The sequence below is a fragment of the Brevibacillus brevis genome (genome assembly GCF_900637055.1).
Lineage (GTDB): Bacteria > Bacillota > Bacilli > Brevibacillales > Brevibacillaceae > Brevibacillus > Brevibacillus brevis.
The window spans coordinates 4,338,503-4,357,338 of sequence record NZ_LR134338.1 but is presented as its reverse complement, the minus strand read 5'-3'; the positions used below and the strand labels follow the sequence as shown (position 1 = coordinate 4,357,338).

The window sequence follows — 18,836 nt, the reverse complement described above, 5'->3', positions numbered from 1 at the left end:
GATGACCTCCTTTCAGAAGACATTAGCGTGCGACGGAAGAAAAGACAGCCAATGTTTCGCGCGCGCATTTCTCCCACGAAAAATGCTTTGCTTGTTGGATGCCTTTGGCAACCAGGTCTGCTCTTGCCTCAGGTGTCAAATAAAGATGGGCGAGCTTCACCGCGATATCATCGGAAATATTCGGGTCGAAGGTGAGAGCAGCGTCACCCACCACCTCAGGAATGCTCCCTGCATTAGAGCAAACAATCGGAATGTTGGACTTCATTGCCTCTACCAGCGGAATGCCAAAGCCTTCGAAAAGGGAAGGGAAGCAAAGGAACTGAGCATTCCGATACAGGTAAGGCATTTCTTCCTGTGGTACGTAATGGAGCCATTTGATTTGGTTCCACAGCTGGTTATTCGTGATGTAATTCATGACGTTTTGATGTGCTTCTTGAGCAAAACCTGTGAAAACCATGGGAATTCGTATATTGTGTTTATCCCGCAAAGTCACGAGTGCTTTGAATACATTCAGGTGATTTTTATGATGCCATGTATTCGCGGGGAAAAAGCCGTATTCACTGGGCAGCTTATACTTTTGCAGAACCTGTTGGTTGAGTGCCTCGTTATGCGGCAAGGAAAATTCCCGCGAAGCATCCAGGTGGATCGCATGGACTTTATGCGGGGGAAGCCCGAATTTTTGGAGGATCGTTTGTTTGGAAAACTCCGAGAGAGTCAGTACGGCGCTGCAACGCTGTGCAGACGATTTGTAGTTGTCCAGCCGCCATCGCAAGGAGTGAGCATCGAAAAACTCCGGGTAATATTCGTGCTGGATATCAGGAATGTTGATGACAGATGGAATTGTGACATCGGGAGGATTCAATACAAGCAGCGGACAAAACCACAAATTCAACTGCAGGGAGCTGATCCAGAAATGAAGCATTGCGTGTGCATTTCCGCGGTCGGGGACCATGAATTTACGGACATTTTTTTGCGCCTCAAAGGTATGGAAATTGTGTGACGATAAAAAAAGAAACCACTGATGGCCGTCCCCAGCATTCATCGAGTAAGCCAGCAAGTTTCTGACATACTGTTCCATCCCGCCGATTTTGCCAGGAATTACTGACATCAGGTTTATTCCGACTCTCATGTAGGGATCCTCCCTTGCGCGTGAGGATGTGCCATATACCAAGCGATCGTTTTCTCCAAGCCAGCCAGTAAGGATGTTTGCGCCTCGAAGCCAAACAGCTCTTTTGCCTTGGTCACATCTAATAGGCGGCGCGGTTGCCCGTCAGGCTTCGTTTCGTCCCATTCAAATTCACCATGAAAGCCGCTTAGTTGCCTGATGAGTTCGGCTAAATTTTTGATGGAGATTTCGTGACCAGAACCGATATTGACTGGTTCAGATTGATCATAGTTCATGGTTGCAGCAATAATTGCCTGTGCGGCATCCTCGACATAAATGAACTCGCGTGTGACGCTGCCTGTTCCCCAGAGCACGATCTTCTTCTCGTCATTGCGAATAGCGTCCACACATTTTCGGATGATAGCAGGGATGACGTGTGATGTTTCCAAATCGAAGTTGTCACCGGGACCGTACAAATTGACCGGAAGCAAATAAATGGAATTGAACCCGTATTGCTCACGATAAGCTTGGGATTGGACTAACATCATTTTTTTTGCTAAGCCATACGGAGCATTCGTTTCTTCAGGGTAGCCATTCCATATATCTTCTTCACGAAATGGTACGGGTGCATGCTTGGGATAGGAGCAAATGGTTCCGATGGCGACAAATTTTTCGACGCCAAACAAGCGGGATTGCTCCATGAGCTGAGTGCCCATCATCAAATTATCGTAAAAGTATTTTCCAGGATTTTTTTGATTCGCGCCAATCCCGCCGACGACGGCAGCCAAGTGAAGAAGGATATCGGGCCGGAAATCTTGCAACATCTTGTTCACATCATGTTCTTTGCGAAGATCGTATTCATGGCTTCTAGGGATGAAGATGTCCGTACAGTCCAGCTTGCGCAATTGAAGAACGACGTGGCTTCCTAGAAATCCTGCACCACCCGTAACCACAATCCGTTTTTTCGCCAGATTCAAATTGTGTCAACCTGCCTTTCTCGTCCGCATTCAAATTCGAGGGGATGGGACTCTGCGATTTACCCATTTTTCGATATGGGCCTTGCCTTTGGAAAATTCCTGATAAAATTGGTATTCTTCATACGAAAGAGGAAGGATATCCTCCAGATGGTAACTGACAGATCTCTTGACTCCCGGACTACCAGGATGGTCTTGAAGGACTTGCTGGCTGCAAAAAATACTTACTTCACATTGCTGGCCCTCTGAAGTAATGGGAATCTCCACTTGAAAACGCGTTTGGGTAACTTGGAATTTGTGTACGAGTCTCCCATTCCTCATGACATGGAAGTGCAGCAAAGGGGCAGTATTATGGTTGCTTCCCTTGAGAAGCAGAGCGTGCATCGGTCCATGTCTGGCTCCGATGGTCATTCGCAGGTTTTGGGGTGCCCATGCGTCCGAGTAGCGGTTGGATCTAATGATTTGGGGAGAAGGTCCGAATGCATGATAAGCTTTCAGCTTGTGGAGAAACCAAAATGCCCCTTGATTGTAGTGCTTCTGCGTATAGTGGTGGAGCCATTCATTCGAGATGGTGCCGTGATGCTTCACGCTTGTCTTCAAAATTTCGGAAAACCCTGGCTCCAATTCATAGACAAACGTTTTGCATGCATCGTACAAGCGGGAGTTGGCCAAGAATTCCGGTATCGTTCCAATCGGATAATGCAGAGAAATCCGGTTCCAGAGATCATAATCCATGCACCAGTCGTGCTCCTCATTTACACCGCCTACTGCTTCAAAAGCATGCTTGCGCAGGAAAGCAGCGGGTTGGCAAATGAGGTTGAGATGAAACAATTTTTTTCTGTCAAACTCCATCCAAATGTACGGATACTTTACTTTGTCATTCTCATCAATGTGGAGCCCTTTTCCGTAAACCACGCCCCAATCCGGATGCTGCTGCAAGGCTGCCACGGCCTTTCGAACGGCACCGGGAAAATACGTATCATCTGAATTGAGCCATCCGATAATCTCGCCACGTGCCATTTGCAATCCTTTATTGATAGCATGGGATTGGCCGCGATCTGGTTCGGAAACGTAGCGGAAGCGGTCTGCCAGATGGCTGTATTGCTGCAAAATACTCTGCGTACCGTCAGTTGAAGCGCCATCGACTACAATATGCTCAATATGGGGATAGTCTTGTGTCAGTACACTATCGATCGTTCGTTTGATAAATTTTGCCTGATTGTACGAAGGGGTGATGACACTTACGAGAGGAAGGGATTGCATGGACATAAAGAGTTCCCTCCTGATTTTTTCTAATCATCCACTCGACGCAGCACAGAGCGCCAGTAATTTAATAAATCTTCCATCGTTTGCTGGAAAGAGATCTCGGGCTCCCATCCCGTTTTTTCTCGAAACAGCGAAGAGTCACCCAATACGATGTCTACATCTGAGGGGCGCAACCGATTGGTGTCTACGTGTATTTCTACCTGCACATCAGTCAAGGCCAGCAGCGTCTTTAACATGTCTTCGATGGTATAACGGGTACCTGCGGATATATTGTATACATCACCTGGTTCGCCTCGCGTAATGGCCAACCAGTACGCTTTCACAATATCCCGAACATCCGTGAAGTCTCGAATCGCTTCGAGATTTCCAACGTGTACTTTTGGCTCTTGCAGACCGAGCTCAATTTGGGCAATTTGTTTGGCAAAATTAGAGGTCACATAGCTTTCGCCTCTTCTCGGACCCGTATGGTGAAATGTACGGGTACGGATGATCGCCAAACCGTAACTGTGATGATACTGATAACCGAGATAATCCTGGGCAATTTTACTGACCGCGTATGGATTGAGAGGACGGAGGGGATTGGTCTCCTTAATGGGGATTTCCTCCGGATAAACCAAACCGTATTCCTCACTGGAGCAAGCGATTTGAATCTTGCACGGAACAGCATGGTTGCGTACCGCCTCGAACAAATTTAACTGTGGCACAATATTGTTCACCATCGTATCTGCAGGCGAGAGCACTGAGGTGGGGACGAAGCTTTGTGCAGCCAGGTGAAAAATGAGATCAGGCTTTATTTTCTGGATGAGTTCATTTACAGATTGGGGGTCTTTTAATTCACAGTTTTCCATATGCACGCGGTCCATCAGGTGCCCCAGCTGCTCCTTTTTGGCAAGGGACCGGAATGTGCCGTAAACATCCACATCTCCCCGCGACAGTAGATATTCAGCCAAGTGACCGCCGGCAAATCCCGTTACTCCGGTAATCAATGCCTTCATGAGTCGAATCCCCCCTGTCCATGATGCTCGTAGCGAAGGATGAACAGCTTAACATATTATGAATATGGAAAAACGTGAAAAATGGCACGGCGCACAGCTCGTTTCCAAAGGGAATTTTATTGGGATCAGGGCTCGGCGCGCACCCATTTGCAGGTCGGATAGTCGAAATACATATAATCATCTGTGTTCGGGATATTCTGTGAGCGAAAGTAGGGGATATATGCTTTTGCATGTCCTTGAAAATGCAGAGTATGAACCTTGAGGTAGTCCTCCTTATCTATGAATTTGCCATAAAGAACACCATTCTTTTGATAAATTTGCTTTTTATTATCCAGACTGTGGATTTGCGCGGTGAAGGGAGGAAACGGACAGTTCAGATTATGGTCAAAAAAACCACCTGCGATCATGCCATACGTAGCACTGCGACGAAGGGCGTAATTGTGAAAAAAGACAAACAGCACCATATCTGACACGGGTACATCTCCGTTTTCTTTCGCATAGGCAAGCAGGGTTTGGTAGTGAAGATGCTCGCGGAAAAATTTGGTCATGTAGTCGCATAATTGATCGAGCATGCTCAATTCGCAGGGCGTTGTCCACGTGTACTCAATCTCAAAATTGGTGAGGTCTGCGGCGTCCAATTGGCTAATATCGGTGTAGAGCATCACGTCCGAGTCGAAATACCAACAGCGCTCGATACCTTGACTCCTCATAAAATCACGCAGAATGAACCAGCGCAAAAAGCAGAACAGATTGTAAGCGTAGGTGTCCACATTCGAGGAGTGCTTGTAATGAATAGAGAAGGTTTGGGCACTTTGATTGTACTTACTCAATAGGTGATGCTCTATGTTATTGCCACAAAGATGCTTGTTGTCAGGACTCCCAATCAAAATGACACGAGAAGAAGGGTTGCTGGTTTTGGCCTGTTGCATGCAAAGCCCAACATGCTCCTCATCATCTCTGTGAATAAACACGATCGGCAAACTCACGATACACATCTCCTCTGTCTTTCAAAATGCCTGATAGGCTCCTAGTGGTAAACTTTATCCTAATATATGTCCCGAGGAGGGCCTTGAAACGGCAGGCGCCTCTTACGGGGAACATTTTGTATGAGATGCATGCGAATAGCCTGTTTTTTGCTGCCTGTTCATTGAATGACCAATCATATCCACAAAATGAAAAATAAGATACATAAAAACGGTCATTGTGAATGGAGGCATGGAAAGAATGGATGTGTTAAACCGATATGAAAGGCGAGTGTATTCCCAAAATGGGGAAGACGGTATCATTGAAGAAATATTTTCGAGAATCGGAACCACGAATCGCTATTGTGTAGAATTCGGAGTTGGGGATGGATCGGAATGCATGATAAAAAATCTCGTTACGCAGCATGGATGGAGCGGATTGGCTATGGAAGGCGACCTGAACTGTTGCTACAAAATGTCTGCCGACTATGCTGCCTATCCCCAGCTCAAAATCAAGCATGAGTTGACCACGAAAGAAAATATTGCTCGGTTACTCGAAGAAAATGGTGTCCCAAAGGAGTTTGATCTGCTCTCCATCGACATCGACGGCAATGATTACTGGGTATGGCAAGCTCTTTCTGCTTACACCCCGCGCCTTGTCGTCATTGAGTACAATGCGTCTTTTCCCCCTCCACAAAAAATGGTGATCGTGTATCAGCCGGATTTTAAATGGGGTGGCACGACCTACTTTGGTGCCAGCTTGAGTTCCTTGACCATTTTGGGGAACAGCTTGGGATATGCCTTGGTGGGGACAGATTCAAAGGGTGTTAATGCTTTTTTTGTAAGACGTGACTTGCTTCTCCAATCCGGTTTTCCTGAACGAACACCAGAAGAAGCGTATCATCCTCCTCGTTACGGAGCAGTCGAGGGGGGGCATCCCCGTCAATCCGGACCCTATTTGGAAATCTAGTCCATACTAGAGTCCGAGTAGCTGCAAGACAGCTTGTTTCAAGGTGAAAAGTTTTTCTTGGCTATCCTGCTTACTCGTTCCATTCACTCCGAAATAGATTTTGATTTTGGGCTCTGTGCCTGACGGTCTGACACAAAACCAAGACTGGTCGTGGAAAAAGTATTTGATCGTATCCGAGGCAGGCAAGGTGAGCGGTGTGGATGTACGTGTTTGACAATCTGTTCGGATTCTGCTGGCATAATCTTCGATGGCTATGATGGGGTGGGAGGCGATATGGGAAGGTGGCTGATTGCGCAAGGAAGACATCGTTGCCGATATTTTTTGCATGCCATCTGCTCCTTTGCACGTGAAAGAAATCAGTTCTTCCGCATAATGACCGTAACGGTTGAATAAGTCATTCAATGTGTCATCCAGGCTTTTGTGCTCTGCTTTGTAATACGCGCACATGTCAGCAAGCAACAAAGCAGTTTGTACGGCATCCTTATCCCGGACAAAATCGCCGATTAAGTATCCATAGCTTTCTTCATAACCAAATTGGAAGACGTACGCTCCACTCTTTTCGTAGGCTTCGATTTTTTCGCCAATATATTTGAAGCCTGTCAAAGTGTCTTCAGTCGATACACCGAAGTCTGCCGCGATGGCTCTGCCCATTTCGGACGTGACGATTGTTTTCAATACAATGCCGTTAGAGGGGAGTTCCCCCTTTTTTTGTTTGGTATTCAGCAGGTAGTGAAGAAGCAAGGCTCCCAGTTGATTCCCTGTCAAGACGATGTAGTCTCCTGCCTGATTTTTGACGAGCACACCTAGTCGATCTCCATCAGGGTCCGTCCCCATGATCAAGTCGGCATCCACCTTTTTGGCGTATGAAATCGCTAATCGAAAGGCTTCAGGCTCTTCGGGATTAGGCGAGGCTACAGTCGAAAAGTTAGGATCGGGCACAGCTTGCTCTTCAACGACACTCACTTGTGTATACCCGAACCATTTCAATCCGCGTGTGATAGAGTCATGCGTCGTACCGTGCAGGGGAGTAAAGACGATCTTCACTTGCTCCCGGATCGCAGGAGAGAAGTCTGGATGGACGCGCAATTGCTTTACTTTTTCCAAATACGCATGCAAGAGAGAATCGTCAATGTAGTGGAGAAGTCCATTCTTGCACAGCTCTTGCTCATCGGCTGGGGTAATTTCGAGTTCATTTCCGGCTGCAACGATATGTTCCATCAGTCGTTCGGCTGTCGCGAGCGTAATTTGCCCCCCGTCTGCGCCATAAACTTTGTAGCCGTTGTATTCGGGAGGATTGTGGCTTGCTGTAATGACAATGCCAGCACACGCGCAAAAATGGCGTACAGCAAAGGAAAGCAGAGGGGTAGGAGTCAGCTGATTGAATATACATGTAGTAATCCCGTACTGACCGAGGACTTTGGCGGCTTCCTTGGCAAACAACTGCGAGTGTTTCCGTGAATCATAGGCGATGACGACTTTTTTGACGGCCAGATCCGGGTATGTTTCGAGCAAATAAAGAGCCAGCCCTGCGCTTGCTTTGCGAATCGTGTAGAGATTGATGCGGTTTATTCCCGGCTCCATGACCCCGCGCATGCCTCCGGTTCCAAATGCAATCGGAGCGGAGAAGCAATCCGCAAGCTGCTTTTCATCAGCGTGCATGGCGGTTAACTGCTGACGAAGCGCTGGATCGAGGGATTTGCACTCGTTCCAGCGAGTGTAGTGTGCGTGCCAGTTTGCATTCATGTAGAGTTCACTCCCGCGTGTAGAGTACGACATCATTTACTAGGGTATTAATGAAATGATGAGGGAGTGAGTGGATGTCATTAAGACTGGAGGATGTGAGTCTAACATGAAGGTGGATTGGCTGATTGTCGGAGCTGGATTTACGGGTGCTACACTGGCAGAGCGGATTGCCAATGGGCTTGATCAGAAAGTGTTGGTGGTAGAGAGGCGTAATCATATCGGAGGAAATGCCTATGATTGCTATGATGAGCAGGGGATACTGATTCACAAATACGGATCGCACACCTTTCATACGAATTCCAAGCTGGTTTGGGACTATTTGTCGCGTTTTACCCAGTGGCGGCCGTACTTCCATGAGGTACGGGCCTATGTCGATGGCATAAAAATACCGTTGCCTTTCAATCTAAATGCATTGTCCGCTTTGTTTTCCCCGCAATATGCCCAAAAACTGGAGAGCTTACTGATCCGTCAATATGGATTCGGGGCGAAGATTCCGATTCTGAAGCTTCGGGAAAGTGCAAATGAAGAGCTTGGTTTTTTGGCTGAATTCATTTATCAAAAAGTATTTTATCGGTACACGATCAAGCACTGGGATTTGAAGCCGGAGGAGCTGGATCCGTCTGTTTCCGCAAGGGTTCCTGTGTATGTCAGCAGGGACAATCGGTATTTTCAGGACACGTATCAAGGAATTCCGTTTCATGGCTTTACGGCAATGTTTCATCGCATGCTCGACCATCCGAATATAAAGGTGCTCCTCAATACGGACTATCAAGAAATCGCGGATGAAATCAGGTATAAACGAATGATTTACACAGGCCCGATCGATTCCTTTTTTGGCTATAAGCATGGACAGTTGCCGTATCGAAGCCTGCGCTTTCATTTTGAAACGCATCAAAAAGCACGGTATCAGGAAGTGGGGACTGTCAATTATCCCAATGAGTATGATTTCACCAGAATCCTCGAACAAAAGCATCTCACGGGTCAAGTCGCTCCTCACACAACGATTTCCTACGTATATCCACAGCCGTATTCACCTGGCGAAAACGAGCCGTATTATCCGATTCCTCGCAAGGAAAACAGCCAACGGTACAACCTCTACAAACAAGAGGCGGAGCAAATACGCGATCAGGTGCTTTTTGCCGGGAGACTCGCGGACTATCAATACTACAACATGGATCAAGCTGTGGCGCGGGCATTGACCTTGTTTAAGCAGATTGTCGCAGAATAGTTAGGAAGGCTTTTCTTTCGGAATGAGCTCGTTCACATAGATCCATCCCTCGGGTGTGTACACAAAAACAGGCTCGTATTCGTCGCCCCACAGTTTCAAGATTTTCGTAAGGATGTACTTTCTTGCTTTTGTCCATTGCGGCCAGTTTTTTGTGTGGGAATTGTTGCTCTCGTGAATCAAATAATGATAGAGGTTCGCATCGACCCAGTGAATATCACCAGTTCCGATCAATTTTAATAACATGTACTTGTCATGAGAAAACCTTCCCTGCATCGGATCGTCACATTCAAATCCACCGACATCACGAACCGCTTGTGTCCGATAAAAACGAGGCCAAACCATCGGAGCTTCCAAGTAATAATACTTATCTTCATAGAGCGGAGGCCGCATGATTTCGGACAATTCTCGCGTGTCACCCACTTCCTTCCAAAAAACAGTGTTGGAGAACACGACGTTTGTGGTTTCGGGCTGGCGTTCCATTTCATCCAACAAAATTTCCAAGGTCTTTTCGTCGAACCAGTCATCCGAATCAAGTGAGACAAAGTAGGGCGTGTCAATTCGTTCCAGAGCAGCAGCCATTGTTTTGCCGATCCCTGAATTTTCAGGCAGAAGCACGTAGTGAATGCGGGGATCATCGAGGTACTTTTCTACGATGGCACGTGTGTGATCAGTAGAGGCGTCATCTACAATGAGCAGCTTCCATTCCTTGTGCGTTTGGTTCAACACACTTTCGATGGCTGTGGGGAGATACTTCTCCCGATTATAGGTTGGAATCACGACAGTAATGAGCGACATGACGGTCGAAACACCTCTTTTGGTCATTTTAAAACATCTGGCACCTGCTACCTCCTCTTTGAGCAATGACAACCGTTTGCTTTCATTAGTTTATTACGGACTTCTATTCTTGACCCTCACCCTGATAACTGAACGTATGAACATGGTCCGGCATAAGCTTAAGAGATGCTCAAGGGAACTTGGGAACTACCGGAATGAACATTACGGCACAGCCTGAAGAAGGGGAGTAGAAGCGGATGAAAACAGCTTTCCTCACAGGAATCACAGGTCAGGACGGCGCCTACCTGGCAAAATTTTTGCTTGAGAAGGGGTACCATGTTGTAGGACTGGTACCACGTCGTAGTACGGTAGACAGGTGGCGGCTAGAGTATTTGAACATCGCCGATCACGTCGAGTACAAGGACGGTGATCTATTGGATGTGTCGTCGTTGACGCGGGCGCTGAAGGCATGTAAACCAGAGGAAGTATATCATTTAGGTGCGCAAAGTTTTGTCGGTTCGTCTTGGGAGCAGCCTATTTTAACCGCGCAAGTAACCGGAATGGGTGTCCTGCATGTTCTGGAGGCGATTCGGGAAACGGATCCTGCCATCAAAATGTATCAGGCTTCATCAAGTGAGCTGTACGGATTAATCCAGGAGCCACAGCAATCGGAGCAAACGCCTTTTTATCCAAGAAGCCCATATGCAGTCTCCAAGCTGTTTGGCTACTGGATGACCAAAAACTATCGGGAAAGCTTTCAGATGTTTAGCACCAACGGCATTTTATTCAATCATGAATCACCTTTGCGTGGGCTGGAATTCGTTACAAGGAAAGTAACGCATGCAGTCGCAAGAATAGCCGCGAACAAGCAAAAAGAACTGCGGCTGGGGAATATTCAGGCGAAGCGGGATTGGGGCTTTGCCGGCGATTTCGTGGAAGCGATGTGGCTGATGCTCCAGCAGGATAAGCCGGATGACTATGTCATTGCGACAGGAAAAACTTCGACGGTGGAAGAGATGTGCAAAATCGCCTTTGATTATGTCGGATTGAACTACCAAGATTACGTCGTGATCGACCCGGAATTGTATCGACCAGCAGAAGTGGACATTTTATTGGGCAATCCGGAAAAAGCGAAAAGAGAACTCGGATGGACACCGAAAACGAAGCTGGAAGATCTCATTCACATGATGGTCGACGCGGATATGCAGCGCGTTGCCAAACAATAAGAGAAAGTATAATCAGGACACCCTATTTCCGATTGCGGCATAAAAAGGGGTGTTTTTCTTTTTATTGATCATAAAGGTAGCCTGATTATCTAAAAGGACAACCTATTGTTATTTATAGGCTAACTTATTTATCGTGTTGTTCGCTATTTTTGTCTCGTTACTCATGGATAAAATAGCAGAAAATTCAATATTAACTGTCATTCATTTGCGTTGGCACGCTAATTGCTTACTGTAGAAAAGTACAAACATTCTACTATTCACACTCAAAGGAGACTTGCTATGAACGTCGTTGCCAACGTATATCGGGGAGAACAGGTAGAGAGCTCTCATCTTGGACATATCGCAGTCGTTGATTCGCAGGGGACATTGCTCTATTCGTACGGTGATCCCAATCGCCTTACCTATGCACGCTCCAGTATGAAGCCGTTGCAGACGATTCCGGTAATCGAGACGGGGACGGCAGATCGGTATGGTTTTGAGCCGGCTGATCTCTCGCTCTGTTGCGCTTCTCATAGTGGGGAGCCACGCCATCGCACACGGGCCCTCTCTATGCTTGCGCGAGCAGGTCAGCCAGAAGCGGCATTGCAATGCGGGACACATGTGCCGCGTCACGAGGAGAGCTACAAACAGCTGATTCGGGAGGGAAAGCCGCTTACGCCTGTCTTCTCGAATTGCTCCGGTAAGCACTCCGGCATGATCGCCACCGCGACACATATGGGCGAGGAAGTAACTACCTATCATTTGCCAGAGCATCCGGTTCAACAGCGAATTCTCGAAGTAGTCGAGGACATAACAGGCTACCCCAAAGACAAAATCAAGCTCGGGACAGATGGATGTGGGGTTCCCGTCCATCAATTGCCGCTCGCCCATTACGCGTGGGCATTCGCCAAGCTGGCGAGACCTGAGGTGATCGAGAATCCAGAGCGACGTAAAGCCGTTCAGCGAATTACGGATGCCATGACCGCTCATCCCGAAATGGTCGGAGGCGAGAATCGATATTGCACAGACCTCATGTCAGCCTTTGGCGGTCGTATTGTAGGGAAGGCAGGCGCCGAGTCGGTGTATTGCCTGGGCGATCGAGAAACAGGATTGGGCATTGCCATCAAAATCGAGGATGGAGGACCGCGGGCGATCAATCCGGTCGTCAATGAAGTGCTTCGTCAACTGGGAATCGGCATGGATGGTCCTTTGGAAAGACTCGCCGAATATACTAACCCGCCCATTACAAACATGAGTGGCAACGTTGTTGGACGGATCGAGACTTCCTTTCGTCTCGCCAAGACAGATTTTTCTTTACGTGTATAAATGGCATTCCCAGCAGTGCCGTTTATTCATAAAGCAACAAAGACTAAACGTTGTTTAAAAAGAAAAGGGGGTCACATGCAATGAACATGCGAAAAGGATGGAAGCTGCTTAGTACCGCTGCACTTGTCACTGTCCTTGCCATTACAGGTTGTAGTCAGTCGGCAACGCCGACACAGCCAGCAGGAGGAGGTACAGCAGGTCAAGCGTCCACAGATACAGGTGGACAAGCAAATGTTGCTGCAAAACTCAAGCTCAACCTGAAGACAGAACCACCTTCGCTCGATCCGCCAAAGGGCTTTGACAGTACTTCCAACGAAGTGTTGAATGCCACAATGGAAGGCTTGGTTCGACTGGACAAGGATCACAAGCCGCAAGCAGCCATGGCCGAGAAATGGGCAGTGAGTGAAGATGGGAAAACGTATACCTTTACACTGCGCGAAAGCAAATGGTCGAATGGCGAACCAGTGACAGCCCAGGATTTCGAGTTTGCGTTTAAGCGCATTGTCGATCCGAACAATGCATTCCCGTCTGCTTTCCTCGCTTATTACATCGATGGAGCTGAAGCGTTCAACAAAGGAACAGGAAATGCAGACGGCGTGAAGGTAAAAGCCGTAGACGAGAAGACGTTTGAGGTAAAGCTGAAGGCGCCAACAGGTTACTTCCTCCACATCCTGACGCAGCCGACCTTCTTCCCGGTGAATAAAAAAGTCGTGGAGAGCAATCCGAAATGGGCGGAAGGCGCGGCAAGCATCGTGACGAATGGACCGTTCAAAATGGAGGATTGGGTTCATGACCAATCAGTAAAACTGGTGAAAAACGAAGGCTACTGGGACCGTGACTCGATCAAATATGCGGGAATCGAATTTGTCATGGTCAACGATGAAAATACGCAATTCCAAATGTACAAAACAGGTCAGCTCGACATGATCCAGACCGTTCCAAACGATATGAAGAAACAGTTGATCGATTCTGGAGAAGCAAAGGTAGAAACGGAAGCTTCCATCTACTACTACCGGATGAACACCACAATGCCTCCATTCACCAACGCCAACATTCGGAAAGCATTTGCGCTGGCTATCGATCGCAAGACTTTGATCGACAATGTGGTGCAAGGGAAACAGACGCCTGCCATGGCTCACGTGCCGTTGGGCTTCCCGGAGCCAGATGGAGCGGATTTCCGCACAAAGGGCGGGGATTTCTTCCAGGATAACGATGTAGAGCAAGCAAAAGCACTGCTGAAAAAAGGGATGGAAGAAGAAGGCTGGACAACCCTCCCGCCTGTCACCATGACGTATAACACCAGTGATGCGCACAAGGCCATCGCGCAAGTTTTGCAGGAAATGTACAAGAAAAATCTCGGGGTAGACGTGAAGCTGGAAAACAAAGAGTGGAAAGTATTCCTCGCAGAACAGCGTGCCCGCACTCTTCAATTCTCCCGCTCGACGATCCCTGCCGACTATGGAGACCCGGTCAATTACCTTGAGCTGTTCGTGACTGACCATCCTGGAAACCGTGTCAACTACAGCAACAAAGAGTATGACGCACTGGTCGAGAAGATTCGCAACACTGCCGACGAGCCAGAGCGCTTCAAGCTCATGCATGACGCCGAGAAAATATTCATGGATGATATGCCACTCGTACCTATTTATTTCGGGACAAAAGTATTTATGGAGCAGCCAAACATAAAAGGCATCATTCGCCATCCAGTCGGCACGATTGACTACAAATGGGTAGAAATCGGCAATAAGTAATAAGTAAAATAAGCGAAGACAAGAGCGAATATTCGTAACGTTCTTGTCTTCACCCTACATCTTGGAGCGGCTGATATGGACAAAAAATCGATCATATTTATTGCGAGAATGGATGAGTTTCTACAGTCTGTCGTTAGTCAATATCATGAATTGGGAATCGGCGATGATATCCATGTCGAGGCGATGCGAGTCGACCAGCTTCCGCTACGCCCGATCACGCCCGGTGCTCTCGTCATTGTATCCACCAAAAGCATCGTCCCACTTGTACAACCGTATGTGCCGAAAGAATCCAGTATCATCATTGCCAAGCGAATGCTGCCGTATCATAATTTGCGCGGCATGCTGGAAATCCCGAAAGGCGTGAAAGTGCTTCTCGTCAGTGACACCAAGGAGACTGCTGAAGAAAATGTGGAATTGCTGCGTGCCTCTGGGATGGATTTTGAACTGTATCCCTATTATCCAGGTGCTGACTATCCGCCTGACATCGAGATTGCGGTAACGCCAGGAGAGGCAGAGCATGTCCCCCCGCATATTCGAAAAGTTGTCGATATCGGGTATCGGATCATCGATTTATCTACGTGGCTTGCCATCTATTCTCATTTTAAAAACGGCAATTTCCAAAAGGTGACCGCACGCGCCATGCAATCGTTGGTCGATATCACCAAAGAGCTGAACAACGAGATTCAGCATGCGCATCTGTTGAGCAAATATTTGGAGGCCATCGTCAATCGGATCGAGGATGCGGTGATTGCCATGGATGAAAAAGAAAACATCCGTTTTGTCAATCAGAAAGCAATCGATACGTTGCAGATGGAAGGGAATGAAGTCGTCGGTGAGCGGGCGGCCAATTGCTTGCCGTCGAATTTTTATCAGTTGATCCGGCAGTGTGAAGAGAACAAGGATGTTTTGGTAGATTGGGCGAACAAAACCTACTTTTTCCGCAAAATGCACATCGTCATGGAAGGGAGCTTTCTCGGGAGTCTGCTCTTGTTTCGCCAGGCGGCAGAAATTGAAAAGCTGGAGCATGATTATCGCATGCGCCTTTACAGCAAAGGATTGGTAGCCAAATACCAATTTGATGATTTCTATGGGGAGAGTGCGCCTGTACAAAAAGTGATTCAGATTGCCCGCAAAATCGCAAGAAGCAACTCCACTGTGCTGTTGTTGGGAGAAACAGGGACAGGGAAGGAATTGCTCGCCCAGGCTATCCACAATGCTTCGCCACGCAGAAGAGAGCCGTTTGTCGGGGTCAACTTCGCTGCCATATCGGAATCTCTTTTGGAAAGCGAGCTGTTCGGCTATGAAGAAGGGGCTTTTACCGGAGCTCGTAAAGGTGGCCATATGGGCTGGTTCGAATTGGCCCACAAAGGGACCATTTTTCTTGATGAGATCGGAGATGCCAGCACGGCTATTCAAAACCGACTGCTGCGTGTATTGCAAGAACGCCAGATTATGCGCGTAGGCGGCAGCAAGATCATCCCGACAGATATTCGCGTCATCGCAGCAACGAATCAAGACTTGCAGCGGATGATTGCGGAAGGGGCCTTCCGTGCTGATTTGTATTATCGCCTGAATATCCTGCCGATTCATTTGCCGCCGCTGCGAAACAGACGGGAGGACATCCCGTGGTTGACTCATCAATTTATAAAGAAATATTCCTATGATTTGCGCCGCCCGCCGTTTACGTTGACCAATGAAGCGATGCGGGCGCTCCATGAGTACGACTGGCCTGGAAATATTCGCGAGCTCGAAAATGTGATCGAGTATTTAGCACACGTCGTGGAGGATGAAGCGTATCCATATCATTTGCCGTTTCTGCGGGAAATACCGGAAGCGCCGTTGCCCGTAGATAGCCTGAACAACGAATGTGAAATCATCATTACCGAATATAAAAAACGAGGATTTCTGGATGAAATCACGGCTATTTTGCAGGAGCTGGGGCAAGGTGGCGGTGGACGCTATACGCTACTTGCGCAGTTGCAAGACAGAGGCCACTCGGTTACCTTGCAACAGCTGCGCTATCGCCTGAAGCTTTTGCAGCAGGATGAGCTGATTCAAGTGGGAAAAGGAAGACAAGGAAGTCAGATTTCCTCGAAAGGTGAATCGTTTCTTGCCTATCTACATCGGATGAAAGCAGGGGAACGCATATGAGCGATTACTGGAGGCAGCAAGCGCTTCTGCAAAGAGAGCAGTACCTGGATGATTTGAAATCCTTTCTTTCCATTAACAGCATCGAAGACATGACGACGGCAAAAGAAGGAAAGCCATTTGGCGAAGGTGTTGCCGCAGCGCTTGAAGCCATGCTCGCACGCGGTGAGCTGGATGGCTTCCAGACCAAAAACCTGGATGGCTACGCAGGGACAATCGAGCTTGGCGACGGGGAGGAAGAGGTCGGTGTCCTCGTTCATATCGATGTCGTCACTGTGGGAGAAGGTTGGACGACTCCGCCTTTTGAACCGAGCATTCGCGACGGTCGCATCTATGCGCGGGGAGCCATTGACGACAAAGGACCTGCCATGGCTGCGTACTATGCGCTGAAGCTGGTCAAGGATTCAGGCTTGCCACTGAAAAAACGTGTGCGAATGATCATCGGAACGGATGAAGAGAGCGGCTGGCTGTGCATGAAGCATTTTGCCCGGCATGATTGCATCCCGCCGATTGGGTTTTCACCGGATTCCTCCTTTCCAATGACATATGCCGAGAAGGGACAGATCAACCCGACATTGACGATTCCAGCCATGGAGCCGCCCGAGCAAAACGGAGCATGGCAACTGGCGTCTTTTGTTTCCGGTGATCAAGGCAACAGTGTTCCCGAAAAAGCAGTCGCTCTTGTAAGACTGGACTCTCAGGCACGGCAGGAGGTCGTCCTTTCTCGATTGGCAGAAGAGTGGGAAATGTTTCTGAATGAAAATCACACAACTGGTCGTATGGAACTGGTAGGGCTGGGGCAATTGCAATTCACGCTCGCAGGAAAGCCAGCTCATGGGATGGCGCCATTCCAAGGTGTGAATGCGGGAACCTTGTTGGCCACTTTTTTGCGCCCATACTCGTTTGGTGGCTCCTGCTCGTCCTTCCTTGCGATGTTGTCTGATGTCCTGCATGAAGACTATTTTGGTCACCATCTACACATGGCTTGCGAGGATGAAGTGTCAGGCAAGCTGACGGTCAACGCGGGGATTTTGCGTTACGATTCCAGCGAAGGGGGGACAGTTCGGCTCAATATTCGCTATCCGGCTACCGTTTCTTGTGAAGAATACGTTGAGAAATTGAAGCAAAGGACAGTAGAGCTGGGCTGGACGATTTCCGCTTTGCGGACATCCAAGTCGCATTATGTACCCAAAGATCACCCTGTGATCCAAACTTTGTCGCGGGTGTATGAGGAGCACACGGGAGATCCAGCGACCCTTCTTTCTTCAGGAGGAGCTACCTACGCCAAAATCATGCCGTATGGTGTTGCTTTCGGCCCGCTCTTTCCAGGCAAGGAATCCATGGCCCATCTGGCAGATGAATATGCCGAGATTGACGACCTGCTGCGTGCCATGGCGATATATGCGCATGCCATTTACGAGCTGGCTAAGTAAACGAGGAGGACTTCCATGTCAAACTATCTGGTAAAACGTATTTTGATGATGTTCGTCACTCTGTGGATTATCGTGACGCTGACGTTTGCCTTGATGCATGCCATTCCGGGGAACCCGTTTGCCTCCGAGTCGGATCAGCTGCCAGAGCAAATTCTCAATAATTTGCGTGCCAAATACAACCTGGACGAGCCGTTGCCTGTTCAATACGTTTTATATCTGAAAAATCTGTTAATGCTCGACTTGGGCCCATCCATCAAATCAGACTCTCGTGGAGTCAATGACATGATTTCCGATGGCTTTGCTGCATCTGCGTGGTTGGGTGCGCAAGCGATTGGGATTGCACTCCTTTTCGGAATATCATTGGGCATCATCGCAGCGCTCAATCGCAACAAATGGCTGGACTACGTTGCCATGGCGCTTGCCGTATTGGGTGTAGCGATCCCGAGCTTCATTATGGCACCGCTTCTGATCAATTTTTTTGCGATCAAGCTGCCGCTCTTTCCCGTTGCGACATGGGGTACATGGCTGCATACGATACTGCCTTCACTGGCGCTCGCCTTTGGTCCAGTTGCGGTCATTACCCGCTACATGCGTGCCAGCATGATTGAAGTCATGAACCAGAACTACATTCGAACAGCAGAGGCAAAGGGGATTCCTATGTTTATCATCGTCGTCAGACATGGAATTCGCAATGCGATTCTGCCTGTGGTCACCTTTCTCGGACCTTTGATTGCCAGTTTGATAACGGGAACCTTTGTCGTGGAGAAAATCTTTGCGATTCCCGGCATTGGCAAGTATTTCGTAGACGGCATTTTCAACCGTGACTATCCGGTCATTTTGGGTACGACGATTTTTTACAGTGCGATTCTGATTTTTACCATTTTCCTGATTGATATCGCATACACCCTGATTGACCCGAGGATCAAGCTGACCAACAAGGAGAGATAAACTGTGGC

At 48.2% G+C, this 18,836-nt stretch carries 15 protein-coding genes; 8 read left to right on the top strand and 7 right to left on the bottom strand.

Annotation, left to right across the window (positions count from 1 at the left end):
* Positions 1-22: 22 nt before the first annotated feature.
* The 5 genes from EL268_RS20955 to EL268_RS20935 all read right to left on the bottom strand — a co-directional run bounded on the left by EL268_RS20955 (position 23) and on the right by EL268_RS20935 (position 5,335).
* On the bottom strand, positions 23-1,129 hold the full coding sequence (locus EL268_RS20955; protein ID WP_106655795.1) for a glycosyltransferase family 4 protein: 1,107 nt from the start codon (positions 1,127-1,129) through the stop codon (positions 23-25).
* Positions 1,126-2,082 carry a GDP-L-fucose synthase family protein gene (locus tag EL268_RS20950; RefSeq protein ID WP_106655796.1) on the bottom strand — a complete coding sequence of 319 codons (957 nt, stop codon included), beginning with the start codon at positions 2,080-2,082 and terminating at the stop codon, positions 1,126-1,128. Before EL268_RS20950 ends, EL268_RS20955 begins: the two co-directional genes overlap by 4 nt.
* Before the next feature lie 30 nt (positions 2,083-2,112).
* Positions 2,113-3,348, bottom strand: coding sequence for a glycosyltransferase family 2 protein (locus tag EL268_RS20945; RefSeq protein WP_106655797.1), 1,236 nt, complete (start codon positions 3,346-3,348; stop codon positions 2,113-2,115).
* Positions 3,349-3,371: 23 nt separating this feature from the next.
* A complete protein-coding gene (locus tag EL268_RS20940) occupies positions 3,372-4,340 on the bottom strand; it encodes a GDP-mannose 4,6-dehydratase (protein ID WP_106655798.1) in 969 nt (322 codons plus the stop codon).
* Between the two features lie 125 nt (positions 4,341-4,465).
* On the bottom strand, positions 4,466-5,335 hold the full coding sequence (locus tag EL268_RS20935; protein WP_232029976.1) for a hypothetical protein: 870 nt from the start codon (positions 5,333-5,335) through the stop codon (positions 4,466-4,468).
* Positions 5,336-5,564: 229 nt separating this feature from the next.
* On the opposite strand from EL268_RS20935, the gene EL268_RS20930 reads away from it, so the two are divergent.
* A complete protein-coding gene (locus EL268_RS20930) occupies positions 5,565-6,272 on the top strand; it encodes a hypothetical protein (RefSeq protein WP_106655800.1) in 708 nt (235 codons plus the stop codon).
* A 6-nt stretch (positions 6,273-6,278) separates the two neighbouring features.
* Here EL268_RS20930 and EL268_RS20925 read toward each other — a convergent pair whose 3' ends face one another.
* On the bottom strand, positions 6,279-8,015 hold the full coding sequence (locus tag EL268_RS20925) for a phospho-sugar mutase (protein ID WP_106655801.1): 1,737 nt from the start codon (positions 8,013-8,015) through the stop codon (positions 6,279-6,281).
* Positions 8,016-8,121: 106 nt separating this feature from the next.
* On the opposite strand from EL268_RS20925, the gene glf reads away from it, so the two are divergent.
* A complete protein-coding gene (gene glf / locus EL268_RS20920) occupies positions 8,122-9,243 on the top strand; it encodes a UDP-galactopyranose mutase (RefSeq protein WP_106655802.1) in 1,122 nt (373 codons plus the stop codon).
* Here glf and EL268_RS20915 read toward each other — a convergent pair whose 3' ends face one another.
* Complete coding sequence (locus EL268_RS20915; RefSeq protein ID WP_232029974.1) at positions 9,244-10,065, bottom strand: glycosyltransferase family 2 protein; 822 nt, start codon at positions 10,063-10,065, stop codon at positions 9,244-9,246.
* 209 nt (positions 10,066-10,274) lie between these two features.
* Between EL268_RS20915 and gmd the strand changes: the two genes are divergently transcribed.
* From gmd to EL268_RS20885, 6 genes are all read left to right on the top strand, one after another.
* On the top strand, positions 10,275-11,243 hold the full coding sequence (gmd, locus tag EL268_RS20910; RefSeq protein WP_106655803.1) for a GDP-mannose 4,6-dehydratase: 969 nt from the start codon (positions 10,275-10,277) through the stop codon (positions 11,241-11,243).
* A gap of 279 nt (positions 11,244-11,522) precedes the next feature.
* Positions 11,523-12,548: an asparaginase gene (locus tag EL268_RS20905; RefSeq protein WP_106655804.1), complete on the top strand. Its 1,026-nt coding sequence runs from the start codon at positions 11,523-11,525 to the stop codon at positions 12,546-12,548.
* A gap of 80 nt (positions 12,549-12,628) precedes the next feature.
* On the top strand, positions 12,629-14,299 hold the full coding sequence (locus EL268_RS20900) for a peptide ABC transporter substrate-binding protein (RefSeq protein ID WP_106655805.1): 1,671 nt from the start codon (positions 12,629-12,631) through the stop codon (positions 14,297-14,299).
* Positions 14,300-14,374: 75 nt separating this feature from the next.
* On the top strand, positions 14,375-16,450 hold the full coding sequence (locus EL268_RS20895; RefSeq protein WP_106655806.1) for a sigma-54 interaction domain-containing protein: 2,076 nt from the start codon (positions 14,375-14,377) through the stop codon (positions 16,448-16,450).
* Positions 16,447-17,880: a dipeptidase PepV gene (pepV, locus tag EL268_RS20890; protein ID WP_106655807.1), complete on the top strand. Its 1,434-nt coding sequence runs from the start codon at positions 16,447-16,449 to the stop codon at positions 17,878-17,880. Before EL268_RS20895 ends, pepV begins: the two co-directional genes overlap by 4 nt.
* Positions 17,881-17,895: 15 nt before the next feature.
* On the top strand, positions 17,896-18,828 hold the full coding sequence (locus tag EL268_RS20885) for an ABC transporter permease (RefSeq protein WP_106655808.1): 933 nt from the start codon (positions 17,896-17,898) through the stop codon (positions 18,826-18,828).
* Positions 18,829-18,836 lie beyond the last annotated feature (8 nt).